Annotated in this window: 19 protein-coding genes and 3 tRNA genes; 11 read left to right on the plus strand and 11 right to left on the minus strand. The window is 73.1% G+C overall.

Translation table 11 applies throughout. The annotated features are described in order from the left end of the window. Positions 1-36: 36 nt before the first annotated feature. A complete protein-coding gene (locus OHA34_RS11405; protein ID WP_329521585.1) occupies positions 37-3,927 on the minus strand; it encodes a glycoside hydrolase family 2 TIM barrel-domain containing protein in 3,891 nt (1,296 codons plus the stop codon). 134 nt (positions 3,928-4,061) lie between these two features. Beyond that, entirely contained in the window at positions 4,062-5,348 is a 1,287-nt protein-coding gene (locus OHA34_RS11410) for an ROK family transcriptional regulator (RefSeq protein ID WP_329521586.1), read from the minus strand. A 130-nt stretch (positions 5,349-5,478) separates the two neighbouring features. On the opposite strand from OHA34_RS11410, the gene OHA34_RS11415 reads away from it, so the two are divergent. The 4 genes from OHA34_RS11415 to OHA34_RS11430 all read left to right on the plus strand — a co-directional run bounded on the left by OHA34_RS11415 (position 5,479) and on the right by OHA34_RS11430 (position 10,868). Continuing rightward, the gene (locus OHA34_RS11415; RefSeq protein WP_285941094.1) at positions 5,479-6,762 is read left to right on the plus strand and encodes a Gfo/Idh/MocA family protein; all 1,284 of its coding nucleotides are present in this window, start codon (positions 5,479-5,481) and stop codon (positions 6,760-6,762) included. After that, positions 6,759-8,063: an ABC transporter substrate-binding protein gene (locus OHA34_RS11420; RefSeq protein ID WP_285941095.1), complete on the plus strand. Its 1,305-nt coding sequence runs from the start codon at positions 6,759-6,761 to the stop codon at positions 8,061-8,063. Before OHA34_RS11415 ends, OHA34_RS11420 begins: the two co-directional genes overlap by 4 nt. Positions 8,064-8,334: 271 nt before the next feature. Further along, positions 8,335-9,924 (plus strand): alkaline phosphatase D family protein, encoded by a 1,590-nt coding sequence (locus tag OHA34_RS11425; RefSeq protein WP_285941096.1) that lies wholly within the window; start codon positions 8,335-8,337, stop codon positions 9,922-9,924. 2 nt (positions 9,925-9,926) lie between these two features. Next, positions 9,927-10,868 carry a polysaccharide lyase family protein gene (locus OHA34_RS11430; protein WP_285941097.1) on the plus strand — a complete coding sequence of 314 codons (942 nt, stop codon included), beginning with the start codon at positions 9,927-9,929 and terminating at the stop codon, positions 10,866-10,868. Between the two features lie 6 nt (positions 10,869-10,874). On the opposite strand, the gene OHA34_RS11435 is transcribed toward OHA34_RS11430, so the two are convergent. Then, positions 10,875-12,713, minus strand: coding sequence for a glycoside hydrolase family 3 protein (locus OHA34_RS11435; protein ID WP_329521587.1), 1,839 nt, complete (start codon positions 12,711-12,713; stop codon positions 10,875-10,877). Between the two features lie 239 nt (positions 12,714-12,952). Between OHA34_RS11435 and OHA34_RS11440 the strand changes: the two genes are divergently transcribed. Further along, positions 12,953-13,378 (plus strand): NAD(P)-dependent oxidoreductase, encoded by a 426-nt coding sequence (locus tag OHA34_RS11440; protein WP_285941099.1) that lies wholly within the window; start codon positions 12,953-12,955, stop codon positions 13,376-13,378. A 28-nt stretch (positions 13,379-13,406) separates the two neighbouring features. Here OHA34_RS11440 and OHA34_RS11445 read toward each other — a convergent pair. From OHA34_RS11445 to OHA34_RS11460, 4 genes are all read right to left on the minus strand, one after another. Further along, positions 13,407-13,481 (minus strand) — tRNA-His (locus tag OHA34_RS11445). 2 nt (positions 13,482-13,483) lie between these two features. Continuing rightward, positions 13,484-13,556, minus strand: a tRNA-Arg gene (locus OHA34_RS11450). 92 nt (positions 13,557-13,648) lie between these two features. Further along, positions 13,649-13,733: transfer RNA gene (locus OHA34_RS11455), tRNA-Ser, on the minus strand. A 327-nt stretch (positions 13,734-14,060) separates the two neighbouring features. After that, positions 14,061-14,507 (minus strand): nuclear transport factor 2 family protein, encoded by a 447-nt coding sequence (locus OHA34_RS11460; protein WP_285941100.1) that lies wholly within the window; start codon positions 14,505-14,507, stop codon positions 14,061-14,063. A gap of 55 nt (positions 14,508-14,562) precedes the next feature. On the opposite strand from OHA34_RS11460, the gene OHA34_RS11465 reads away from it, so the two are divergent. After that, positions 14,563-15,015, plus strand: coding sequence for a hypothetical protein (locus OHA34_RS11465; protein WP_329521588.1), 453 nt, complete (start codon positions 14,563-14,565; stop codon positions 15,013-15,015). Between the two features lie 26 nt (positions 15,016-15,041). Here the strand turns inward: OHA34_RS11465 and OHA34_RS11470 are convergent, their stop codons facing one another. Further along, positions 15,042-15,482 carry a nuclear transport factor 2 family protein gene (locus tag OHA34_RS11470; RefSeq protein WP_329521589.1) on the minus strand — a complete coding sequence of 147 codons (441 nt, stop codon included), beginning with the start codon at positions 15,480-15,482 and terminating at the stop codon, positions 15,042-15,044. A 90-nt stretch (positions 15,483-15,572) separates the two neighbouring features. Between OHA34_RS11470 and OHA34_RS11475 the strand changes: the two genes are divergently transcribed. After that, positions 15,573-16,073: a GyrI-like domain-containing protein gene (locus tag OHA34_RS11475; protein ID WP_285941103.1), complete on the plus strand. Its 501-nt coding sequence runs from the start codon at positions 15,573-15,575 to the stop codon at positions 16,071-16,073. On the opposite strand, the gene OHA34_RS11480 is transcribed toward OHA34_RS11475, so the two are convergent. Beyond that, positions 16,057-17,589: a glycosyltransferase family 39 protein gene (locus tag OHA34_RS11480; protein WP_285941104.1), complete on the minus strand. Its 1,533-nt coding sequence runs from the start codon at positions 17,587-17,589 to the stop codon at positions 16,057-16,059. The two genes, OHA34_RS11475 and OHA34_RS11480, sit on opposite strands and share 17 nt — an antisense overlap. Positions 17,590-17,791: 202 nt before the next feature. Here OHA34_RS11480 and OHA34_RS11485 point away from each other — a divergent pair, with 202 nt between their 5' ends. Next, positions 17,792-18,076: a hypothetical protein gene (locus tag OHA34_RS11485; RefSeq protein WP_285941105.1), complete on the plus strand. Its 285-nt coding sequence runs from the start codon at positions 17,792-17,794 to the stop codon at positions 18,074-18,076. Positions 18,077-18,086: 10 nt separating this feature from the next. Here the strand turns inward: OHA34_RS11485 and OHA34_RS11490 are convergent, their stop codons facing one another. Both OHA34_RS11490 and OHA34_RS11495 read right to left on the minus strand, forming a co-directional pair. Further along, entirely contained in the window at positions 18,087-18,872 is a 786-nt protein-coding gene (locus OHA34_RS11490; RefSeq protein WP_329521590.1) for an N-acetyltransferase, read from the minus strand. A gap of 32 nt (positions 18,873-18,904) precedes the next feature. Further along, positions 18,905-19,471, minus strand: coding sequence for an NUDIX domain-containing protein (locus tag OHA34_RS11495; RefSeq protein WP_285941107.1), 567 nt, complete (start codon positions 19,469-19,471; stop codon positions 18,905-18,907). 247 nt (positions 19,472-19,718) lie between these two features. Here OHA34_RS11495 and OHA34_RS11500 point away from each other — a divergent pair, with 247 nt between their 5' ends. The 3 genes from OHA34_RS11500 (at position 19,719) to OHA34_RS11510 (ending at position 23,706) form a co-directional block, all read left to right on the plus strand. Next, positions 19,719-22,406 (plus strand): PQQ-dependent sugar dehydrogenase, encoded by a 2,688-nt coding sequence (locus tag OHA34_RS11500; protein ID WP_329521591.1) that lies wholly within the window; start codon positions 19,719-19,721, stop codon positions 22,404-22,406. Between the two features lie 12 nt (positions 22,407-22,418). Then, on the plus strand, positions 22,419-23,378 hold the full coding sequence (locus OHA34_RS11505; protein ID WP_285941109.1) for a phosphotransferase family protein: 960 nt from the start codon (positions 22,419-22,421) through the stop codon (positions 23,376-23,378). A 67-nt stretch (positions 23,379-23,445) separates the two neighbouring features. Next, positions 23,446-23,706, plus strand: coding sequence for a zf-TFIIB domain-containing protein (locus OHA34_RS11510; protein ID WP_432763067.1), 261 nt, complete (start codon positions 23,446-23,448; stop codon positions 23,704-23,706). Positions 23,707-23,709: the final 3 nt, after the last annotated feature.

Raw genomic sequence — 23,709 nt, forward strand, 5'->3', positions numbered from 1 at the left:
CCGGGGAGCCTGGGCCGAGGCCGACGTCTCGCGCGGTTAGCCGCCCGGGGCCTTGGCGCGCGCCTCAGCCGGGGTGAGTGGGCGCAGGAGCGTGGTGTAGGAGTACTCCCGGTCCGGACGGACCTGGTATTCGGGCCGCACCGGGTTGGGCGTGTCGCCGACCCCGGTGACGGAATGGTCGACGTGCAGGGTGTTCCAGCCGGGATTGCGCTGCCGGGCGAACGGGTACAGCGCCCGGTCGAGGTCGTCGTAGGGGGTCACGCCGACCTCCAGGTCGCCCGCGACCAGCAGCCCGGCGCGGCCGTCGGTCAGCAGCGCCCACCTGACGTCGTCGTGGTTGCCGTGGTCCTGCGGCCGGTAGTACTGGACGTACTGGTCGTCGACGGACGACGACCACACGCCCATCTGGGTGCCGTCCTTGCGGTCGGTGTAGTTCTCCGCCTTCCCGCGCCCGTACCAGGCGAACGTCGAGAACCGGTCGGGCGCCTTGAGGGTGTGGCCGATCCGGGCGAGGTAGGGCAGCGTGCGCACGCGCCCCTGCGGGACGACGCGGTGGGTCAGGTCGATCTGCCCGGCCCCGTCGACGACGTAGGTGGTGGTCTGGTCGAACCAGGCGTCCGCCTCCCCCGACACCGTCGAGGTGATCTCGACCGTGACCTTCGGGCCGGCGGCGCGCGGGGCCGCGCCCCGGGCCGCGCCGGAACCGCCGCCGGGCGTGACGGTGACGGTGCCCGGCGTGGTGACCAGGCGGTCCAGGCCCGCCTTGCGCCAGTCCTCCCCCTCGGCGCGGCCCCACGTGTAGGTCTCGTTGCTGATCGGCGGGCGCCACACGTCGAGTTCGGGGCCGGTGCGCAGCAGCTCGGCGCCGTTGCTGCGCATCGAGGTGAGCGTGCCCTTGGCCTTGTCGAACACGTAGCGGAAGCCGCCGCCGGTCACCGTGACGGTCCGCGCGTCCTGCACCGCGCGCACCTCGCCCGACGGGGGCCTGCGGACGCCCGGGACGGCGGTGCCGCCCGCCGGGAACTGGCCGAAGCCGACGACGTGCCCGGCCGGCCCGTACCAGGTGCGGTCCTTGAGGACGGCCTCGACGGTGAGCCACCGTTCGGCCCCGGCCGGGTTCGCGGGCGGCGGTGGCGGCGCGAACTGCGTCGATCCGCCGGGCGGTAGGTCGAGGGGCCTCGTGCCAGAGCCGAGCGTGCGGCCGCCCTCGATGTAGCGCCAGCGCAGTTCGAGGTCGGACGTGCCGGCGAAGGCCCGTTCGCTCGCCACGGTCACCGTGCCGCCGGCGCCGCCCGCGCGGGTGACGCGGATCGGCGACTGCGTCCAGGCGAGCTGCTTCAGCTCGGGCTGGAGGTAGCGGTCGGCGCCGACCAGCCCGTCCTCGCCCGACAGGCTCTGCCCGTTGGACAGGAAGGTGCCGCCGGTGTCGAAGCGGTCGAAGTCGAGCGCGAGCACGGCGCCGCTCTTCGGGTCGGCGCCGGACGCCAGCTCGGCGGGCGCCAGCGCGCGGTCGTAGATCCGGACCTCGTCGAGGGTGCCGTGCGCCATGCGGCCCTTGTAGGCGTCCTGCATGGTGTCGGAGTTGCGGCCGACGTTGACGTCCGAGGACGACCGGTCGATGGTGCCGCCGTAGGGGACGGCGGCGGCCTGGCGGCCGTCGATGTAGAGCCGCAGGGCGGTGCCGTCGTAGCTGCCGGTGACGCGGTGCCAGGTGTCGTTCCAGTTCGCGGGGACGGGCGCGCGGACGGTACGCCAGGTGCCGCTGTGGATGAAGAACTCCAGCGTCTTCTCGTCGGCCATCGTCAGCGCGTACGACCGGTCGCCCTTGCCGACGATGGTGAAGTCGCCCGTCCAGGGGCGGGCCGGCTTCACCCAGGCGTCCAGGGTGACGGCCCTGCCGGTGAGGTCGAGGCGGCGGTCGCGGTAGACCTCCGCGAAGTCGTCCAGCCCGGACAGGTAGAGGGCCTTGCCGTGATGGCCGGGCACGGTCCGCGGGAGCCCCTGCAACCAGGCGCGGATGTTGTTGCCGGACGCGTCGGGGGTGGTGGTGAGGGGTTGCCGGAGCCCGGCCTCGGCCCAGTCCCAGATGAACCCGCCCTGCGCCTGCGGGTGCCGGCGCATGACCTCCCAGAACTCCCGGAAGTTCCCGAGGCTGTTGCCCATCGCGTGCGCGTACTCGCCGAGCACGATCGGCTTCGTCGTCGCGGCGGCCTGCGCCTCCAGCCGGGCGGGCGTCGGGTAGCGCGGGCCCCACACCGCCGCGTACGGGGCGTCACCGTCGGGGGTGTTGGACTGGTGGTACAGCGGCCGGGACGGATCGGTCGCGGTCGCCCACTCGGCCATCGTGTAGTGCGCGGCGCCGAGGCCCGCCTCGTTGCCGGTGTCCCACATCAGGACGCTCGGATGGTTCTTGTCGCGGGCGACCATCGCCTGGAACCGCTCGAGGAATGCCTTCTGCCATTCGGGCCGGTCGGCCAGGCAGTCCTGCGGCCCCGGGGGCCTGGTGCAGTCCTGGTAGTTGTGCGTCTCGATGTCGACCTCGTCGTCGATCCACAGCCCGCGCCGGTCGGCGAGGCCGTAGAGGTACGGGTCGGACGGGTAGTGCGCGGTGCGGACGGCGTTGACGTTCAGCCGCTTCATCAGCGCGACGTCGGAGTCCATCCGCGCCCGGGTCTGGTGCCGGCCGGTGTCAGGGTCGGTCTCGGGCCGGTTCACGCCCTTGATCAGGATGCGCTTCCCGTTGACCAGGAGCTGCCGGTCGCGCACCTCGATCCTGCGGAAGCCGAAGGTCTCGGCGGTGGTCTGCGCGACCCGTCCGTCGGGGGCCACGAGCTCGAGGACGAGCCGGTAGAGGTTCGGCGTCTCGTCCGACCACTTGGCGGGATCGGCGACGGGCGCGCTCAGCCGCACCCTGGCGGTCTCGCCCGCGACCGTGACCTTGCCGGAGAGGCGCTGCACGGTCCGTCCGTCCGGGGCGACGAGGGCCGCGCGCACGGTGTGGGCGCCCCGGGTCCCCTGCTTGCCGGCCAGCGTCAGATCGGCGTTGAGCGTCGCGTCGCGGTAGGACGCGTCGAGGCCGGTGGTGATGGTCGCGTCCCGCAGGTAGGTCTTCGGCGTGGAGTAGGCCCAGACGGAGCGGAAGATGCCGCTGTACCGCCACTGGTCGTAGTCCTCCATGTAGGAGCCGGCGCTCCAGCGGTGCACCTGCACCGCGACCGTGTTGGCACCCTTGTGCACCAGATCGGTGACGTCGAACTCGGCGGGGGTGTAGCCGCCCTGGTCGTAGCCCGCGTACTTCCCGTTCACCCAGACGAAGTAGGCGCTGGTCACGCCCTCGAACCGGACGACCGTGCGGCGCCCGGACCAGTCGGACGGCACGTCCAGCCGCTTGACGTACGCGCCGGTCGGGTTGATGTCGCGGGGAGTCCTCGGCGGGTCGTCCGGCCAGACCTCGGTGGGGATGTTGCGGAACATCGGATGGTCGAGCCGGTCGCTCTGCCAGGTGTGCGGGACCTTCACGTCCCGCCACCGGGAGGTGTCGTAGCCCTCGCGGTAGAAGCCCGCGGGCACCTCGCCGGGACGGTCGGCGAGCGCGAATCGCCAGTCGCCGTCGAGCGGTCGCGTCCACCGCGAGCCGTCCCCGCCCGCGGTCGCCTCCGGGACGCCGGTGTAGGGGCGCAGCAGGGCGTGCGCGGGTTCCTGTCCCTCGCCGGTCATCTGCGGGTCGTCGAGGTAGGTGTAGACGTCGGGCGGCGGCGCGGGCGCGGACGGGGACGCGGAGGCGAGGCCGGGCAGCGACGCCGCGACGAGCGCCACCAGCGTGGCGCAGACGACCAGGGCACGGGCCGGCCGGGACGAGGGACCGAGGCCGGGGCGGCCGGGGCGGCGGGGATGACGGAACGGGAGGAATGGGGCGGACGGGAGCATCGGCGCGACGCCTCCTCGCGGGCGGCCCCCTGACGACACCCGTCGACTCTCTCTGACGGCCGGAGTGGATGTCTACCACCGGAACGTAGGTGTCACGCGTAGTGCCGTCAACCGGTCGCGCCACTTGTGGCGGTTCATGCCGACGGGGCGGGCCTGTCTTGGCGCTCCTCGCCGGATTCCGCGGGCGATTCCGCGGGCGCCTGCGCGGGCCGGTCGAGGCTGAAGAGGTCCTCGTCGATCCGGTCCAGGGCGAGCCGGACCGCGCCGAGCCCGACCGCCTCGTCGCCGAGCGTGGACGCCTCGATCCGGACCGGGCTCAGGCACAGCGGCCGGACGCGGCGCCGCAGCTCGGGCACCAGCGGACCGCCGGGCCGGACCAGCGGGCCGCCGACGACGATCATCTCCGGGTCCAGCGCGAGCGCCATCGCCGCGACGCCGCGGGCCATCCGCTCGGCGAGCGCGGCGACCAGCGCCGACGCGGCGGGCTCGGCGCGGCCCGCCGCGTCCAGCACCCGTTCGGCGCGGGCCGCCGCGTCCAGCACCCGCTCGGCGCGGCCCGCCGCGTCCAGCACCCGGCGGGCCCCGGCGCCGGACGGGGCGATCCCGTCCAGCAGCGCGCCCGCGCTCTCGGCGCCGCTCAGAACGGCGGTGGTGTCGTACAGGCCCAGCTCGGGCAGCTTGCCGATCTCGCCCGCCGCGCCCCAGCGGCCCCGGTGCAGGCGTCCGCCGATGAGCGTGCCGATGCCGGTGTGCGAGCCGGCGTGCACGCAGACGACGTCGTCGGCCTCGCGGGCGGCGCCGTGCCAGCGCTCGGCCACGGCGGCGAGGTTGGCGTCGTTCTCGACCAGCACCGGGCACGGGAACGAGCGGCCCAGCTCGCGGCCGAGGTCGACGCCCTCCCAGCCCGGCACGACCGTGCAGAACGCCACGACGCCGTCAGGGGCGACCACGCCCGGGGTGCCGGCCGCGACCGCACGCAGCGAGCGGCGGTCGATCCCGGCGTCCGCGAGGCAGGTCTTGACCGCGGCGCGGACGGCGGCGAGCCGCTCGGCGGGGGGCTGATCGGCCTCCAGGTCGGCGCGGTGACGGCCGACGACGGTCCCGGCGAGGTCGGCCAGGAACAGCCGGGTCCGGTGCGCGTCGATCTCGATGCCGAGGGCATGTCCCGCCTCGGCACGGAACCGGTAGCGGCGCGCGGGACGGCCCAGCCCGGCGCCTTGGCGGGGCGGCGCCTCGTCGACCAGGCCGCGGGCGGTCAGGTCGGCGAGCACGCCCTCGGTGGTCGGCCGGGACAGCCCGACCCGCCCGGCAAGGCCGGACAGCGTCGCCTCGCCGTCCTCGCGCAGCGCCCGCAGCGTGGCGGCGGAGTTGAGGCGGCGCAGCACCGACGGATCGCCGCCGTGCAGGGGGAGTTCGGACACGGCACCTCTTGACAGGGATCGGCGGACGGACCACATTATTGCCAATCTACTTATGAAATGAAATTACGTAAGTAGCCCCGGCCGTCCGCCGGCCGAGCCGTGTGCCCATGTCAGGAGGCTGATGAGCGGGATGCCGAGCACCCGACCCGCGGTGGCGGTGGCCGGAGCCGGCCTGCGCGGCACCGCCTACGCGCGGCGGATGCGGGAGAGCGGACGCGGCCGGGTCGTCGCCGTCGCCGAACCCGACCCGGGACGCCGCGCCCGGTTCGCCGCCGAGCACGGCATCCCCCCGGAGCTGGCCTTCGCCGGCTGGCGCGAGATGGCCGCGGCGGGCCGCGTCGCCGACGGCGTGGTCATCGCCACGCAGGACGCCGAGCACGCCGAACCGGCGATCGCGTTCGCCGGGCTCGGCTGCCACCTCCTGCTGGAGAAGCCGATGGCGACCGGCGAGGCCGACGCCGTCCGGGTCCTGGAGGCCGTCGAGCGCGCCGGCGTCATGCTCGCCGTCTGCCACGTGCTGCGCTACACCCCCTACACCCGGGCGCTCCGCGAGCTCGTCCGCGCGGGCCGGATCGGCGCGCCGATCAGCGTCCAGCACCTCGAACCGGTCGGCTGGTGGCACCACGCCCACTCCTACGTGCGCGGCAACTGGCGCCGCGAGGACGAGTCCGGCCCGATGCTGATGACCAAGTCCTGCCACGACGTCGACTGGCTCGTGCACGTGATGGGCGAGGTCCCGGCCCGGGTCGGCTCGTTCGGGCGGCTGACCCACTTCCGTCCCGAGAACCGCCCGGCCGGCGCCGCCGACCGCTGCACCGGCTGCGCGGTCGAGCCGGACTGCCCGTACTCGGCGACCCGGCTCTACCTGGGGTGCCTCGGCGACCCCGAGCGCGAGGAGTGGCCGCTCGGCGCCGTCACCCGGGACCGCACCGAGGACGGCGTGCTGCGCGCGCTGCGCGAGGGCCCCTACGGCCGATGCGTGTACGCCTGCGACAACGACGTGGTCGACCACCAGGTCGTGAGCATGGAGTTCCCGTCGGGCGCGACGGCCTCGTTCACGATGACCGCCTTCTCCCCGTTCGCCCAGCGGCAGACCCGGATCTTCGGTTCGGCCGGCTGCGTCGAGGGCGACGGGGTGCGGCTACTCGTGCGCGACTTCGTCACCGGGGAGGTGGAGACCATCGAGCCCGGCGGCGGCCGGGAGGCGCCCGACGGCCGGCACGCCGCGGCCGACGACGCGCTGGCCGACGCGTTCGCCGAGGCGCTCGCCTCCGGCGACCCGTCCGCGCTCGGCTCCGACGGCCGCCAGAGCCTCGCCTCGCACCGCGTGGTGTGGGCCGCCGAACGGGCCCGGCACGCCGGAACGGTCGTGGACCTCACCCCTCCCCCCGCGAAAGGCACGGCGATCCCATGACGACCAGACCCACCGGCGGCGCCGCCGCAGTGCTCGCGCTGGCCATCGCGCTCGGCGCGCTGAGCGCCTGCGGTTCAGGTGACGGCGGCGGCGGCTCGGGCGCGGCCCCGGCCGCCAACGACGGCCGCGGCCCGATCACCTTCGCCACCGGCAAGGACCTCACCCAGACCACGCAGAAGCTCGTCGACACGTGGAACGCCGCGCACCCGGACGAGAAGGCCCGCATCATCGAGCTGCCCGAGGACGGCGACCAGGTGCGGCAGCAGCTCGTGCAGAACGCCCAGATCAAGTCCGACGCCTACGACGTCGTCCGGCTGGACGCGGTGTGGACCGCCGAGTTCGCCGCGCGCCGCTGGGTGATGCCGCTGCCGCAGGACACGATGGACACCGGCACGTTCGTCCCGGCGGCGCTCCAGACCGGGATGTACCGCGGCAAGCTGTACGGGGCGCCGTGGCTGACCGGCACCGGCATCCTCTACTACCGCACCGACCTGCTGTCGGCCGCCGGGATCGACAAGCCCCCGGCCACGTGGGCCGAGCTGCGCGAGGCGTGCGGCAAGGTCGAGAAGACGTCCGAGGGCAAGGGCGTCGACTGCTACGCGGGCCAGTTCAGCAAGTACGAGGGCCTCACCGTCAACTACTCCGAGGCCGTCCAGTCGGCCGGCGGGCAGGTGTTCGACGCGTCCGGCAGGCCCCAGGTGACCACTCCGCAGGCCAAGGAGGGCCTGCGCTTCCTCGTGGACGGGTTCAAACAGGGCACCATCCCGGCCAAGGGGGTGACGCTCAAGGAGGAGGAGAGCCGCCGCGCCTTCCAGGAGGGCAAGCTCGTCTTCCACCGCAACTGGGCGTACGTGTACGCGATGGCCGCCGCCAAGGACGGCTCGTCCAAGGTGAACGGGAAGTTCGACGTGTCGCCGCTGCCCGGCAAGGACGGCCCCGGCTCCGGGACGCTCGGCGGCAACAACCTGTCGGTGTCGGCGTTTTCCAAGCACCAGGCGAGCGCCCGCGACTTCATCGCCCACATCGTCGGGCTCGAGGTCGAGCGCGAGTACGGGAAGGTGCAGTCGTTCCCGCTGTCGCGCGCCGCGCTCTACGACGACGCCGAGATGATCAAGCTGTACCCGTACCTGCCGGTCATGAAGAAGAGCCTGGAGAACGCCCGGCCCCGTCCCGTCGTGGTCCGCTACAGCGAGGTCAGCACCGCGATCCAGGAACAGGTCTCCGCCGCGATCTCCGGGGCCAAGTCCATCGACCAGGCCGCCGCCGACCTCCAGACCGCCCTCGGCCCGCTCGCCGACTGAGCCACCCCGTCACCGGGCGTCACCACGCCCGCGCCAACACCGGCCCCGACCCCGTGCGGGGCCGGTCCGAACGCCCCGGCCGGGCCGTCTCCCAAGGCCACGAGCGGCCCGGCCGGGGCGGTCCCTCCCGCCCGCGTCAGCGAACGTCACCACCGGTCCGGCGGCAGGACACCCGCCGGCCCGCCGCCGTCCACCCGCCCCCTCCAGCCTGATCTTCACGGGGCGGCGCCGTATTCCGCCGCGCCCGCCCCCCGTCCCCTGGAGCACGCGCATGACACCTTCCCTTCCCGCGCCGCGGCGCCGCTCGTTCCTCACGCTGACCGGCGTCGGCGCCGCCGCGTTCGCGGTCGGCACCGGGCACTCCGACGCCGCCGAGAACGCGGGCGGCGCCGTCCCGTCCGACCCGTTCACCCTCGGCGTCGCCTCCGGGGACCCGCGGCCGGACGGCTTCGTGCTCTGGACCCGGCTGGCGCCCCGGCCGCTGGACCCGGACGGGCACGGCGGCATGCCGCGCCGCCCCTGCACCGTCCGCTACGAGGTCGCCGAGGACGCCGCGTTCACCAAGGTCGTCCGGCGCGGGCAGGCCCTCGCGACGCCGGAGCTGGCGCACTCGGTGCACCCCGAGGTGACCGGGCTGCGGCCCGGCCGCGAGTACTTCTACCGGTTCCGCGCCGGGACCGAGGTGAGCCCCGCCGGCCGCACCCGCACCGCGCCCGACCCGCGCTCCCGGCCCGCCTCGCTGCGCTTGGCCACCGCGTCCTGCGCGGCCTGGTACCACGCGCACTTCACCGCCTTCGAGCACCTGGCCAAGGAGGACCTCGACCTGGTCGTCTTCCTTGGCGACTACGTGTACGAGTACGGCATCACCAGCAAGAACATGCTGCGCGGCGGCGTCCCGCTGCCCGGCCCCGAGCACGCCGTGGAGACCGTCACGCTGGAGCAGTGGCGGCTGCGCTACTCCCTGTTCAAGACCGACCCGAACCTCCAGGCCGCGCACGCCGCCGCCCCCTGGATCGTCACCAGCGACGACCACGAGGTGCAGAACAACCACGCCGACGCGTGGTCGGAGACCGGCATCCCGCCGTCCGACTTCCTGCGCCGCCGCGCCGTGGCGTACCGGGCGTTCTACGAGAACCTCCCGGTGCGGCGCGCCGTCCTCCCCCACGGCCCGGACATCACCCTCTACAACCGGCTGAGATGGGGGCGGCTCGCGCAGATCGACATGCTCGACAACCGCCAGTACCGCGACGGGTTTCCGGCGGGCGTCGTCGAAGACGACTCGCCCGAACGGCACGACCCGCGCCGCTCGATCCTCGGCGCCCGGCAGGAGCGGTGGCTGTACGACGGGCTGAGCCGGTCGGACGCCGTCTGGAACCTCATGGGCACCGGCGTCGTCATGGCCGAGATCGACCGCGACACCGGCCCCGGCCACCTGTACAGCAACGACATGTGGGACGGCTTCCCCGCCAACCGCGACCGGCTGTGGGCCGCGCTGAAGCGGCACCGCGTCGCCAACCCCGTCGCGCTGTCGGGCGACATCCACCACCACGTCGCCGCCGAGCTCAAGTCCGACTGGAAGGACCCCGGCTCCCCCGCGATCGGCACCGAGCTGGTGTGCACCTCGATCGGCTCGGACGGGGACGGCGCCGACACCGACAAGTACGCCGACCTCTGGCTCGGCAACCCGCACGTGAAGTTCTACAACGGCCGCCGCGGCTATGTGAGCTGCACGCTGACGCCGTCGGAGCTGACGTCGGAGTTCAAGACCGTCCCGTACGTCAGCAGGCCCGGCGCTCCCGTCACCACGGCGGCGCGCTTCGTCACCGAGGCCGGCCGCCCCGGCCTGAACCGGGAGGTCTGAGCATGGAACCCGTAGCCCGCCGCAGAGCCCTCGGCCTCGCCGCCGCCGCGGCCCCCGCGCTGGCCGCCGCCCCCGCCGCGTTCGGCGCGGCCCCGGCCGAGGCCGCCGCGGGCGGCGCGCCCCGTCCCGCCCGCCGGCTGCGCACCGCGGCCGAGATCGGCCGGATCAGGCTGACCTGGGAAGGCGAGGCGTACGCGCCGCTCGTCGACCACTACGCGATCCACGCCTCGCGCACCCGCGGCTTCACCCCCGGCCCCGGCAACCTCATCGCCAAGACCGTCTACGCCTCCTTCTCCCACTCCGGCATGGGCGGACGCAGGCAGGACTGGCACTACCGCCTCGTCACCGTCGACGCCGCCGGGAACCGCAGCCGCCCGTCCGCCGAGACCGCCGGCCACAGCGCCGAATCGGTCACCGCCTCGGGCCGCCCCCTCGCCACCGTCGGCGCGTTCGACCACAAGAGCCTGGAACTCGCCCTCGCCCCCGCCGGCTACGCGCAGTACAAGACCAGGTTCGCCGGCGGCGTCGACTACACCCACGGCGAGAGCGACCCGTCCGCCGACTGGTCCTACATCCAGCCCGGCCCGGCCGACGCGTGGAACGATCGGAAGGCGACCCGCGCCACCTTCCGCTTCCCGCTGGACGCCGTCCCCGCGGGCGAGACGTGGCTGGCGATCTGGCTGATCGACACCCACGCCTCCAACCCCGGCAGCGTCGTCCTCGCGCTGAACGGCGCACCCGTCCGCGAGGTGGAACTGGAGAACGGCGCGACCCGCGGCTCACTCGAGGGCGACGCCACCGTCCCGGGCAGCGCGCTCGTCCCGTCCTACGTGGAACTGCGGCTGCCCGCCTCCGCCCTCAAGACCGGCGAGAACGTCCTGACCATCGACAAGAGGACCGGCTCCTGGCACGCCTACGACGCCCTGGGCGTCTTCGCCCGCTGACCGGTGTCAGCGGCGGTAGGTGAGCCCGTAGCCGTAGGGGAACAGCGGCTTCTTCCCGTCGCCGCGGTTGATGGGCTGCTGATCCGCGCTCGCCATCCACGTCATCGGCAGCCTGCCGGACGGCTCGGCGGCGCCGAACAGCACGTCGGCGACGCCGCGGCCCTCGGTACCCGGCAGCCAGGACGCGACCAGCGCGTCCCAGCCGGGGAGCTGCGCCGCGATGTCCAGCGGCCGGCCCGAGACCAGCACCACGATCACCGGCACGCCGGCGGCGCGCAGGGTGGCCAGGGTCTTGAGGTCGGCCGCGTCCAGGCCCATGCCGGCGGGCCGGTCGCCCATGCCCTCGGCGTACGGCAGTTCGCCGACGACGGCGACGGCGGCCTTGTACGAACGGTCGATGCCGCTGCCGTCCTTGCTGTAGGTCACCTTCGTGCCGCGTCCCGCGCCCTGCTCGATGCCCTGCCTGATCGTGGTCCCGGGCGTGATCGGCCCGGCCGAGCCCTGCCAGGTGATGGTCCAGCCGCCGCTCTGGATCCCGATGTCGTCGGCGCTCTTGCCCGCCACGAAGATCTTGTTGTCGCGGCTCTTCAGGGGCAGCACGTTCCCGGCGTTCTTCAGCAGCACCTGCGACTCGGCGACCGCCTCGCGCGCGAGCGCGCGATGCTCGGCGCCGCCGACGGTGGCGGTGTAGCGCCGGTCGGTGAGCGGACGCTCGAACAGCCCGAGCTCGACCTTCTTGGTCAGGATCCGCCGGTTGGCGTCGTCGATCCGCGACATCGGCACCCGCTCGGCCTCGACCTCCGCGCGGAGCGTGTCGATGAACCTGCGCCACTCGGCCGGCACCATCACCATGTCGACCCCCGCGTTGATCGCCGTGCGGACCTCGGCGGGGGTGAAGCCGGGCCTGCCGTCGATCTGGTCGATCCCGTTGTAGTCGGAGACCACGAACCCGGAGAAGCCGAGCTCCTGCTTCAGCACGTCGGTGATCAGATACCTGTCGCCGTGCAGCTTGACGCCGTTCCACGAGCTGTAGGAGATCATCACCGACCCGGCGCCGCGGTCGACCGCGGCCTTGAAGGGCGGCAGATGGATCTCGCGGAGCTCGGCCTCGGACAGCCGCGTGTCGCCCTGGTCCTTGCCGCCGATCGTGCCGCCGTCGCCCATGTAGTGCTTGGCCGTCGCCAGCACCGACGCGGGCCCGCCGAGCCGCTCGCCCTGCAACCCGGTGACGACCGTGGACATCGCGGCGGGCAGCTCGGGCACCTCGCCGTACGACTCGTACGTCCGGCCCCACCGGTCGTTGCGGGCCACGCACAGGCAGGGCGCGAAGTCCCAGTCGACGCCGGTGCCCGAGACCTCCTCGGCGGTCGCCCGCCCGATCCGCCGCACCAGCGCGGGGTCGCGGGTCGCGCCGAGCCCGATGTTGTGCGGGAACACCGTCGCGCCGACCACGTTGTTGTGCCCGTGCACCGCGTCCACCCCGTAGATCAGCGGGATCTTCAGCGGGGCCTCGAGCGCCGCCTTCTGGAACCCGTCGTACATGTCGGCCCAGCCCTTGGCCGTGTTGGGTTCCGGCGCCGACCCGCCACCGGACAGCAGCGAGCCGAGCCGGTACCTGGTGACGTCGGCGGCGGTGACGTTCTGCCGCTCCGGCTGCGTCATCTGCCCGAGCTTGTCGTCCAGGCTCATCCTCCGCAGCAGGTCCTCCACCCGGTCCTTCACCGGCCGCCGCGGGTCGGGGGCCGGGGCCGCGCCCGCGGCGCCCTGGGCCGCCGCGCCGCCGGTGCTGAGGACGAGCGAGGTGAGCAGGCCGAGAAGGACTGATCGGGATGGTCTGCGGTGCATGTCGCCTCCGCGAACGGATCGTCGTGCGTGCCCCCCGCGTCACGAGCAACGTAAGTCGGTCCCGTCCCGCGAGCAAGACCCGCCCCCGGCGGGTGATCAGGATCCTTCCCCCGCCGGACGGCGTTCAAAGAAAGGGCGCGACCGCTGCCGGAGCGGGACGCGGCGGCCCGGCTCTTCGACCGGATGTACGCCACCATGTTCTTCGCCCCCAATCGCGAACGACACGAAAGGAAGAATCGATGAGCTCCCTGGTCGTCTTCGGCGCCAACGGCGCGACCGGCCACGTGATCGTCCAGGAGGCCCTGCGCGCGGGGCATGCCGTCACCGCAGCCGTCCGCGACCCTGACGCCTTCCGCGCGGTACCCGATGAACTCCGCGGTGCTCCCCTCGATGTCGCGCGGGCCGACATTCGCGACATCGACACCGTCCGCTCCGCGGTCGCCGGCCATGACGCCGTCATTTCCGCCATCGGCCCCTCAGGACGGCACGCCGACAAGCTCTACTCCGAAGGCGCCCGCACTCTCGTCACCGCCCTGCTCGCCGTCGGTGTTCAACGACTCGTCGCCCTCTCCTCCAGCATTCCCAGAGCCGACCTCGCACGATTCGTCGTGCAGGCGGCCGAAGGGGACCGCTGGTCGCACAGCCGTCCCACCATCGTCCGATAGCGGGACGCCCTCAGCCTCGACCTTTCAGGGCGACCGTCCGGGATCGAACCGAGAACCTCCAGGTCCACAGCCTGGCGTGCAGAAACCACTACACCACGGTCGCCGTGTCTCCGGCAGGAATCGAACCTGCGCCCTCCGGGTTCGCAACCCGGCGCGCTTTCCGCTGCGCCACGGAGACCAGATATTGAATTGTGGCGAGTGCGGGAATCGAACCCACCTGAAACGGTTTATGAGGCCGCCGGACGCACCAGCGTCCCTCCTCGCCGGGAGCGGAGGGTGCGAGATTCGAACTCGCGCAGGGTGACCCCTGACCACGGCTTAGCGGGCCGCTGCCTTTCCACTCGGCCAACCCTCCGGGAAAAACAGAGAACCGCCCGGCCGGACCTCGGTCCGCGGGCGGTTCACATCGAGACGTGCAGGTCACGTCCCGCTGCGGCTGCTCCCGGTGCCGGGGTGGCCACTGCGATGCATTCGGCGCTGATGACGACGTCGCATTTCGCTGTCCTCCTCCGGTCTCGTTCGCTTCGTTGACCACTCTGCCCGACCTTCTGCCGGACGGCAACGCTTTTATTGGCTCGGGTAGGCACCGAACCGCTGCGCGTCGCGCTCGCCTGGGCCGAGGGCGCGGACGGTCCGGCACGCGACGCGTGCGCGGAACGTTTACGGCTCAGCCGGGGCGGTTCTAGGCGAAGCCCTTGGAGGCCGGGCCGAAATCGGGCCACGGGGTGAGGGCGCTGGAGACCGTGAGGCTGTCCTCGTAGACGTGGTAGCGGGTGATGAGGCCGTTCTCCACGGTCAGGTGGACGGCGCACATGGCGGTGTATTCGCGGCCGGTGGCGCGGGCCGTCTGGACGATCGTGGCCAGGACGACGGCGTCGGGGCCGTCCACGAGGATCCGGTGGATCTCGGAGGCGGCCTTCTCGGGCACGTGGTGGTCGCTGATCTCCCGGAAGTGGGCGGCGGCGTCCTCGGCGGTGAAGCGGGGGCGGATCCACGGGACGGCGGGGTGCTCACCGTCCGGCCAGTCGAGCCGCCAGTCGACACGCTCGGCGAAGAGGCCCTTGATGGCCTCGGAGTCTCCGGCGGCCATGCTCTGGAGGAAGGTCTGAACGACGGTTCGGGTGTCCATGAATTCTATTTTCCTGCTGGGAGTTATTCGTTCGATTACTCCGGAGGTCACGGCCATGCGCCGGCGGTCCGGCCGCGCCGCACCGCCCTGGCAGCGGGCCCGCGTCGACCTGGAGGGGTTCGGGAGGCCCTGGCTGCTGTTCCGCGGTCGCGGACCGGACCGGGTCGTGATGCCCCTGCCCGCGGACGAGGCCGAGCACGTCCAGCTGCTGATCGAATCGGACTGCACGTGGTCGGCGTGGCTTCAGGCCGCGGACACCGCGCCGATCCTCCAGAAGCGGATCAGTTCCAAGGGCTCGTTCGTCTTCCGCCACGTCGGCGAACCCAGGCAGGTCTCCATGCAGCACAACGGCCGCGGCGCCTTTTCCCTCACCGGACTCACCCTCGAATTCGGGCAGGGCGAAAGGGTCCTGTCCGGCATGGGGAACTCCAGCGCGAAGGGCCACCTGGAAGGGTCGACGTTCGTCCACGTCCACGCCGACGGCGATTGGACCGTCACCCTTCTCTAGCGGTCAGTGGTGGAAACAGCAGGCGCTCAGGTGTGCGGGACTTCCATTTGCCGCCTCAGGGGGGTCAGGGCGTTGGCCACGGTGAGGCTGTCCTCGTAGACGTGGTAGCGGGTGATGAGGCCGTTCTCCACGGTCAGGTGGAGCGCGCACAGGGCGGTGTACTCGCGGCCGGTGGCGCGGGCGGTCTGGGCGAGGGTGGCCAGGACCACGGCGTCGGGGCCGTCCACGAGGATCTGGTGGATTTCGGAGGCGTCCTTCTCGGGTACGTGGTGGGTGCGGATCTCGCTGAAGTGGGCGGCGGCCTCGGCGGGTGTGCGGCGGGGCCGGATCCACGGGACGGCGGGGTGGCCCTCGTCCGGCCAGTCGAGGCGCCAGTCGACGACGTCGGCGAAGAGGCTCTCGATGGTCGCGGAGTCTCCGGCGGCCACGCTCTGCATGAGGGTCTGCACGACGGTGCGGGTGTCCATGGGGACGATCCTCGCACCGGACGGGTAGAGCGGCCGATTACTTCGGAGGTCATGCGATGAGTTCCGGACGATGGGGAGGTCTGAACGGGCATGACGAGTGAGCCCTATATCGAGGAGCGCCCGGCGGTGCCGTACGCGGCGATCCGGCAGGACGTGACGATGGACGGATTGGCGGAGGTCGCCGACCGGATACCCGAGGTGTTCATGTGGCTCTCCGACCGCGGGGCCAGACCGGCGGGGGCGCCGTTCCTGCGGTACGTGGTCATCGACATGGCGGGCCGCACGGTGGTCGAGGCGGGGGTGCCGGTGGTCGAACCGGTGGAGGGCGAGGGCGAGGTGCTCGCCGAGACGCTGCCGGCCGGACGCTACGCGACGTACACGCACGTCGGGCCTCCCGACGAGCTGGTCGGGGTCACCGCGGCGATGCTCGGATGGGGGGCGCGGGAGGGGCTGGAGTGGGACATGACCGCGACCTCCGAGGAGGAGCGGTGGGCGTGCCGGCTGGAGATCTACCGCACCGATCCGTCCGAGCAGCCCGACATGGACCAATGGGTGACCGATCTGGCGTTCAAGCTCAGCCGAGGTGCTTGAAGTCCGGCCACAGGGTCCGCCAGGGGGCGGTCTGGCCGCGGCAGACGAAGACCGGTTTGCCCTGTTCCTCGTTGTCCAGGCCGACCCCGTCGTCGATGCGGCCCGCGACGGTGACGTCCGACCAGTAGCGGCGCAGGAGGGCGGGCGTGTCGGGGCCGACGACGATGGTGGGGCCGCCGGTGTCCGGGGGCCGGCCGAAGTACCAGTAGCCGTTGTGGCCGCTGTAGGCGCGGGGCAGGCCGTGCGCGGGGCCGTAGCGATCGAGGGCGCCGGCCTCCCCGTAGTTGGACGTCACGATGGTCGCCTTGCGACGTTCGGCGGTGGGCAGCGCGCGGTGCACGCGCGCGATCTCCGCCGCGAACCGGGGCCAGCCGACGGTCTCGGCCGAGTCCGGGTTGATGACCGGCTGCGGGGTGCCCGCCAGGTCGCGGACCGGGTAGACGGGCAGGGTGACCAGGACGACGCCCAGGCCGGTGATCGCGTACGCGGGGATGGTGAGCGTCCACCCCGCACCGCGCGGCGCGCCGCCCCGGCGCTCGACCTCGACCGCGCCCGCCGCCCACAGCGCCGCCCACAACCCGGCCAGGTAGTACGGCTTGCCCGCGGTGGCGAGGTAGAGGAGGTTCAACAGCAGGAACGCGATGCCGAGGAAGCGGTACGGGGCCAGCTCGCGGGACCGGAACAGCCGCCACAGCCCGTAGATCCACAGCCACGACAGCACCACCCCGGCGAGGATCAGCTCGAACGGCACGAATCCGGGACGGCCGCCGAAGTCGGCCTCGGCCGCGATCTCGCCGGCCATGTCCAGCTGGGGCCAGCCGTGACCGGCCTGCCAGATCAGCCCGGGGACGGCGGCGGCCACCGCGATCGCGGCGGCGGGCAGCAGCACCGGGCGGCGCAGGACGTCGCGCGGCCCGCTGACCAGCAGCCCGGCGACGAGCGCGACGAGCAGGAGCGCGGCCAGGTACTTGACGTTCACCGCGACGGCGGTCAGCACGCCTACGGCGAGCAGCGACCGGGAGTCGCGGACCCGCACCCAGCGGACCGCGAGCCAGACCAGCGCGGTGGAGACGGTCACGTCGAGCGTGGCGGTGTAGAACGAGTGGCCGATCGCGACCATGAACGGGGCGATCGCGTACGCGCCCGCGGTCCGCAGCTGCGCGCGGCGCCCGCCGCCCAGCTCTCGCGCGGTCAGCGCGGCGAGCAGCACGCCCAGCACGGCGAGCAGCGCCGCCGGGAGGCGCTGGACGAACAGCACGTCGCCGCACACCGCGGTGATCCCCCGGGTGATCAGCGGGAGCAGCGGCGGCTGGTCGGGGTACCCCCAGGCCAGGTGCCGCCCGGCGACCCGGAAGTACAGCTCGTCGCGGTGGTAGCCGTACCGGGTGCTCAACGGGATCAGCACGGCCGCCAGGACGGCCGCCATCAGGAGCAGTGGCCGCCAGGCGACCGGCGGCGGCCCGGGTGGCGCGGGCGTCGGAGCGGGGGTGGGCGGCGCCGGGCCGGAGGCTGCCATGGGCGCACTGTACGTCGATCGAGGGGTTCGGTCGCGTCCGGATTCGGCCGCGGCGGGCCACCGCGCCCGGCGGGACCGGCGCCGCCGCCGCCCGGTGCCAGGCGATCACCATGAGCGAGACCCCGCGGCCCCTAGGATGGGGCGATCCGGGGAGGGGGAGGCGTATGCGCGAGTGCGGCGTCCGCGGGGGGACGTGCCGGAGATGAGATTCCCGCCGGACGGGTGCGGCTACGAGGTCCGCTACACGCTGGGCCGCCGGGGCGCGGGCGTGGAGACCTTCGGCGACGAGTACGCGCTCGGCCGCTGGTTCAGCGCGATGACCTCGGAGGGCATGTTCGTGCCCGAGGAGTTCACGACGCCCGACGAGGACGGCCGCAACGGCTACCAGATCTTCTGCGTGACCGGGGCCGGCCGGATCGTGATCAGCTACTTCCACCCCCGGCTCGTCCGCGGACGCATCGAGGGGGCGGACGACCCGGCCGGCTGACCTGCCGGGCTCACCCGGCCGGGTGCCGGATCCAGACGTTCGGCTCGACGTAGACGGCGTGGTCGTGCGCCACCGCGCAGCGGACCGGGACCAGTGCCCCCGGCACCTCCACCCAGCCGTCGGCGTCGAAGGGCAGGCCCGTCCAGGACCGCCACCGGGCCAGGGAGCCCGCGACGGTCATCGACGCCGGGGCGATCGACTCGATCACCCCGCCCGCCCGGACGTGGGTGCGCAGCCACGGATCGGCGGGCAGCCCGTCGCCGCGGGTGCGGAACGCGTACTCGGCCATCGGCGTCGCGGGCTCGAGGTGCTTGCCCGTCGGCCGGACGGGCGCCACCAGGCCGCGTGGCGCCGCGTTCTCGCGCATCGCCCTGAGCATCGCCCCGGACAGGCCGGCGCCGCGCAGGTCCGGCCGGACGGCGACCTCGATCGCGCTCACCGTGTCGGCCGCCGCCGCGAGCCCCGCCGCGTCCGGGCCGGCCGCCTCGCCCCGGGCCGGCGCCGCCCCGAGTTCGTCCGCGAAGGCCCAGGTCATGACCTGGGCCCAGCCGCCGTCCGGCAGGGTCGCGCGGCCGGGGGCGGCCAGGGCGAAGGGCACGCTGTGCGCGCGGGCGGCGACCTGCCCGCCGGGGTCGGTGGCGACCAGGGTGAACTCGGGGAAGGTGGTGGCGAGCAGGGCGAACAGGTCGCGGTTCACCGGGTCGTGCTGGACGAACTCCGGCCAGCCCGCCGGCATCCGCCGCAGCGGTCCGGCCAGTTCGGGACGCTCGGCGAGCGTCGTGATCACAACGTCCACGCACCGAAGCTAGCCCGGTGCCGCCGGCGCGGCTAGGCGTTTTCGTGCAGCGCCAGCAGCGTGTAGGCCGCGACCGTCGAGTCGTCGGTGACCGCCCCCTCGCGGACGAGGCGCTCGAACTCCGCGCGGCCGACGAACCGCTGCCGCATGTCCTGCTCCTCGGTCTCCCTGGCGTGCGGCCCCGGTTCCAGGCCGGTCGCGAGGAACACGTGGAACCCCTGGCTGCTGGTGCCGTGCGAGGCGTTCAGATAGCCGAGCGGCGTCAGGGTCGCGGCGCGGAACCCGGTCTCCTCGGCCAGCTCGCGCCGGGCGAGCTCCTCGGGCGTCCCCGTCTCGTCGCCGGGGAAGGACCCCTGGGGGAAGTTCCAGGTGCGCCGCCCGATCGGGTAGCGGTACTCCTCCACCATGTGGAACCCGCCGTCCGCCGCTGGGATCACCAGCGCGAAGTCGGGCTTGTCGACCACCCCGTAGATGCCGCGCGCGCCGTCGAGCCGCTGGATCTCGTCCTCCCGGACGGTCATCCACGCGTTCTCGTACACCACCCGCGAGGCCAGTCGCCGCACCGCCGGTCCGTCGCTCCCCGCTCCCCCGTCTCCCATGGCCCCATTGTGCTGCATCGCCCACCCGCCGTCGCCGGCCCGGGCGGCCCGGCGATCTTCACCGGGGGGGCGGTGTCCGCGTCGTCCGGCCGGTGTGATCGGTTGACTTGGTGACCGGTTCCGGATGGGGCGCTGACCGCTTGCGGTCCGTATTCGTCCTAGGTATCCCCACATGTCACGAAATGCTTCATCGTTCGCCCCAGGGCGCGGAGTCCACAGCGCGCACCCGGGAACGGGGAGGTTGTCCGTGGCCGCACTCGCGTTGACCGATCGGGGACGAAGGGCGAGGAGCACCGCGGCGGCGGTGCTGGCGGTGCTGCTCGCCGCGGTCGTGCTCGCGGCGCCCACCGCGCTCGGAGCCGGGCTCCCGGCGGTGGACCTCCCGGCCGGCTTCCAGCAGAAGACGGCCTTCTCCGGGCTGACCATGCCGACGAACGTGGAGTTCTCCCCGGACGGCCGGGTGTTCGTCGCGGAGAAGAGCGGGATCATCAAGGTCTTCGACTCGCCGGCCGACACCACCCCGGAGGTGTTCGCGGACCTGCGCCGCCAGACGTTCAACGGCTGGGACCGGGGCCTGCTCGGAATGGCGCTGCACCCGAACTTCCCCACTGACCCGCGCGTGTACGTGATGTACACCTACAACGGCCAGCTGGGCGGGGCCTACCCCAGGTGGCCGTCCGAGGACGGCACCAACGACCAGTGCCCCGACCCGCCGGGCGCCAACAACGCCGGGTGCGTGGTCGCCGGACGCATCTCGGTGCTGACGCCCGCGGTGCGGGCGCGGGCCGCGCAGGAGGGACCGATCAGCGAGCAGGTGCTGGTGGAGGACTGGTGCCAGCAGTTCTCCAGCCATTCCGTCGGGACGCTGGCGTTCGGCAAGGACGGGCAGCTCTACGCAGGCGGCGGTGACGGCGCCAGCTTCGGGTACGCCGACTACGGCCAGAAGGACAACGCCTGCGGCGACCCGCCCAAGCCCGCGGGCACCCCGCTGACCGCCCCCACGGCCGAGGGCGGCGCGCTGCGCGCCCAGGACCTGCGCACCGCCGGCGACCCGGCCACGCTCGACGGCGCCATCATCCGCATCGACCCGGACACCGGCCAGGGCTCGGCGGGCAACCCGCTGCCGAACGGCGGGGTGAACGTGCGGCGGATCGTCGCCTACGGCCTGCGCAACCCCTACCGGTTCACCGTCCGGCCCGGCACCGACGAGATCTGGAACGGCGACGTCGGCTACACCACTTGGGAGGAGATCAACCGCCTCCCGGAGCCGAGGTCCACCCTGCGCAACTTCGGGTGGCCCTGCTACGAGGGCGCCGGCCGCACGCCCGGGTACGACGCCGCCAACCTCGACATCTGCGAGAACCTGTACTCGGAGGGCGCGGCGGCCGTGACGGCGCCGCACTTCGCCTACAAGCACAGCGACAAGGTCGTCCCCGGGGAGAGTTGCGGCGTCGGCAGCTCCTCCACGAGCGGGATGGCGTTCTACTCCGGCGGGATCTACCCGGCGCAGTACCGGGGCGCGCTGTTCTTCAGCGACTACGCGCGCCAGTGCGTGTGGGCGATGCGGCCCGGGGCGAACGGGCTGCCCGACAAGACCAGGATCGAGACGTTCGCCACCGGCGCGGGCGGCATCGTGGAGCTCCAGGCCGGCCCGAACGGCGACCTGTTCGGCGTCGACATCCTCGGCGGCCGGATCGTCCGGTTCACCTACAACGGGGTGAACAACCCGCCGGTGGCCGCGATCAAGTCGGACGTGACCAGCGGCCCGGCGCCGCTCACCGTCGCGTTGGACGGGACGACCTCCAGCGACGCCGACGGGGACGTCCCGCTGGCCTACGCCTGGGACCTGGACGGGGACGGTGCCTACGACGACTCCACCGACGCGAGGCCGAAGCGCACCTATGAGACCAAGGGCCGCTACACCGTCGGGCTGAAGGTCACCGACACCAGGGGCGCGTCCGACACCGCCACGCTGGTGGTCACGGCCGGGTCCACCCCGCCGGTCGCGACGATCGCCTCGCCGGACGCGGGCCTCACCTGGAAGGTCGGCGACCGGATCGGGTTCTCCGGCGGCGGCACCGACGGGGAGGACGGCACGCTCACCGGCGACGCGCTGAAGTGGCAGATCATCATGCACCACTGCCCGAGCGACTGCCACACCCACACCATCACCGGGCAGGACGGGCAGTCCGGGGCGTTCGACGCGCCCGACCACGAGTACCCGTCGTGGATCGAGCTGCGGCTGACCGCGACCGACTCCGACGGGCTCAGCGACACCAAGAGCGTCGAGCTGCATCCGAAGACCAGCACGCTCACGCTCGCCAGCGATCCGCCGGGGATCCCGCTGACGCTGCTGGAGAAGACCGCGCCCGCGCCGTTCGACGGCACCGTCATCACCGGGTCGAACGTGTCGGTCTCGGCGCCCACGCAGACGCAGGTGGTGGGCGACAACGCCTACGAGTTCGCCGGCTGGTCGGACGGCGGCGCGTCCGCGCACAACGTGACCGTGGACGCCGCCGGCACCCTCACCGCCACGTACCGGCGCAAGACCGACCTCGCCCTGAACCGGCCGGTGAAGACCTCCAGCGTGGAGAAGGCCGGCGTGGAGGGGGCCAAGGCCGTCGACGGGGACCTCGCCACCCGCTGGGGCAGCAAGGCCGCCGATCCGCAGTGGATCGAGGTCGACCTCGGCACGGCCCGCCCGGTCGGCTACGCGCTGCTGCGCTGGGAGACCGCGTTCGGCAAGAACTACACACTCCAGACCTCGACCGGCGGCGGGGTGTGGACCACCGTGCACACCCGCACCAACGGCGACGGCAAGGTGGACGTCATGCGCTTCACCCCGATCAACGCCCGCTGGGTCCGGGTGTACGGCACCGCGCGCGGGACGAACTGGGGCTACTCGCTCTGGGAGATGGAGGTCTTCGACAGATGATTGACTTGACCGGTGCACACCGAGACGGAGCAGTCTGAGCTGTTCGCCCGGCTCGTCGAGATAGGCAGCGGTTCGTACGGCACCATCGCCGGTACCGGCGGTGGTGGCGGCCGTGCCGGCGGGGACCGCGAGCCGGAGATGCTGTACGACCGTCACGGCGTCCTGGTGGTGCGGATCGGGGAACTGGCGGTGAAGGCGCACCAACCCGACCGCGTCTACGGCCGTCCGTTCGCCCAGCGGGTCGCACTGGCCGGTACCCTCCCGCAGGTGCTGGCGCCGCTCGGTCCCCCGCTGCTCCTGCTGGACGGACACACCGTCACCGTCGCACCGTACGGGCAACCGGTCGACCCGCTGGGAAGGCTGCCCTGGGCGGAAGGCGCGCGGCTGCTCGCCACCCTCCACAACACCCCCGTCCCCATGGACGCGCCCTCCTGGGGACGCCCCGAACGCGTCGCCCGCGTCGTCGCCCGTATGGACGCCACGGACGCGCCTGAGCTGGTCACTGCGGCGGCCGAGGTGCGCCGGGCGTTCGCCACTCTCCCGGCCTGGGTCCGCGGCGAATCCGCGCCGCCCGCGCGCAGCGCGGACGACCATCTGCTCCATGGCGACTGGCACCTCGGCCAGATGGTCCGCACCCGCGCCGGGTACTGGCGGCTCATCGACATCGAGGACCTCGGCCGGGGCGACCCCGCCTGGGACCTGGCGCGGCCCGCCGCGCTGTACTCGGCGGGCGTGCTCGCCCCCGCCGACTGGGAGGTCTTCCTGGACGCCTACCGCGCCGCCGGCGGCGCGGCGGTGCCCGCGGACGGCGACCCGTGGGCGGCGCTGGAGATGCCGGCCCGAAGTCTGGCGGTCCAGATCGCCGCCACGTGCGTCAGAACCGCGCGGGAGGAGGACCGACCGCTCGACGGCGCCGAAGAGGCGCTCATCGACACCTGTAGGAGAATCTCCAGGATGAGGGACCGGGCATGACGTGGCGTCGTGCCTGCCCTAGATTTACCCTCTTCCTGGGGATCCAGATCGGAAGGACGGCCAAGCGATGCACTGCCCAAAGTGCCGCGGCGTGATGCGGACCTACAACCGCAGCGGCGTTCAGATCGAGCAATGTGACAACTGCCGGGGAGTCTTCCTCGACTACGGCGAGCTGGAGGCCCTGGGGCAGATGGAGGCCCAGTACCGGGCCGCCCCGCCGCCCGCCGCCCCCGCGTGGGGCGCCCCCGGCGGGGCGGTGCACCACCACCACGGCGGCCACCACCGCCCGCACCACGGCGGCGTCTTCGGCATGCTCTTCTCGACCTGACCC

Origin of the sequence: Spirillospora sp. NBC_01491 (genome assembly GCF_036227065.1) — a bacterium.
Classification (GTDB): Bacteria; Actinomycetota; Actinomycetes; order Streptosporangiales; family Streptosporangiaceae; genus Spirillospora; species Spirillospora xylanilytica.